Below are 1,321 nucleotides of genomic sequence, written 5' to 3'. Positions count from 1 at the left end.
CACCACGCTGTTCCTATCTCTGGTTTTCGTGGGGGCGTGCGCCGGGGTGGGCTGCCGGGCATCCGCGCGGACGTGCGAACGGCCGGCGGGGAGTTCGCGAACTCCCCGCCGGCCTTTCCCTCACCGGTCGTCATGGCCGATGCCGTCACCGGCTCCGCTCAGCGGGCCTCAAGGCCCGGCGTCCCGCGGGGTCAGTCCTGCTTACGGGCGCCGAACATGATCTCGTCCCAGGTCGGCACAGAGGCCCGGCGGCCGCGCGACTTGCGGGGACGCGGGGGAGCCGGCTTCGGCACGGGCGGAGCGGGCGTCTCGGGCTTGGCGTCCTTCGGGGCGTCCTTCTGTGTCTCCTTCGCGCCGTCCTTGGGCCCGTCGCCCGCGCGCTTCCCGGAGTCACCCGTACGGGCAGCCGGAGCGGGAGCCGGAGCCTGCCGCGCGGGTGGTGCCTCCGTGGGCGGCTGCGCCGGAGCCTGAGCGGCCGCCGGCTGCGCCTCCGCCGCCGGAGCGGCAGGGGCGGGAGTGGAAGGGGCCGCCGCAGGCTCCGCGGGCACGCTCGCCGCGGTGTCTGCTGCCGGTGGGGCAGCGGAGGACACCGCTGTGGACTCCGCGGGCACGTTCGTCGCGGTGTCTGCCGTCGGACGGACGACGGGCTCCGCTACGGGCTCCGCGGGTGGAGCGGGTGCGGGGACGGCGGCGGCGACCGCGGCCGCCGGTGTCGCCGCGTCCGTGGCGCCGCCTCCGGCGGTGTCCGCGGTCGTGGCCGTGCCCGCGTCCACGCCTGTACCGCTTCCTGTGCCTGTGCCGGTCTCCGTGCCCGCATCGGGCGCAGCCGGGTGCTCGGCCTCGGCAGCCGCACGGGGGGCGTCGGTCGCGTCCGGCACGTCCGCGCCGAGGGGAGCGGCCGGGACCGCCGCGTCGGCTGCGCCGGCACCGCCTTCTGCCGCCACGACATTCGCGTCCCCGGAATCGGTCGCCCCGGAGTCCGTCGTCGCGGTGCCGGTCGCAACGGGGTCCAGCGCCGCCGCAGTGCCGACCGTCGTGGTGCCGACCGTCGTGGTGCCCGCGGTTGTGGTGCCCGTGGTCGTCGCGGCGCCGGTGGGCGTCGAGGAGTTCTCGGCGGACGACGCGTCCGCAGGCGTGGCGAGGCGCGCGGCCTCCTGCGTGTCCGCCGGTGTGCCCGCGACAACGGATGGCGTCGTGGTGGCGCCTGCGTCCGGGGCCGCGTCCGGGGCCGCGCTCGCGGCGGGCTCCTGCGGGTGGGACGCCGGTCCGGCGGTGGTGGTCTCGTCGACGGCCGCCGCAGCGTTCGCGGCGGGCTCCTGCC

General features: G+C 77.7%; 1 pseudogene. It reads right to left on the bottom strand.

What is annotated here, in order from left to right:
- Positions 1 to 191 precede the first annotated feature (191 nt).
- Positions 192 to 1,321, bottom strand: a pseudogene (locus tag AB0J39_RS39580) (hypothetical protein); the annotation flags it as partial.

Source organism: Microbispora sp. NPDC049633 (assembly GCF_040675265.1).
In the GTDB taxonomy this organism is placed as follows: domain Bacteria; phylum Actinomycetota; class Actinomycetes; order Streptosporangiales; family Streptosporangiaceae; genus Microbispora; species Microbispora maris.
This window is presented reverse-complemented; position numbering and strand designations above follow the sequence as displayed.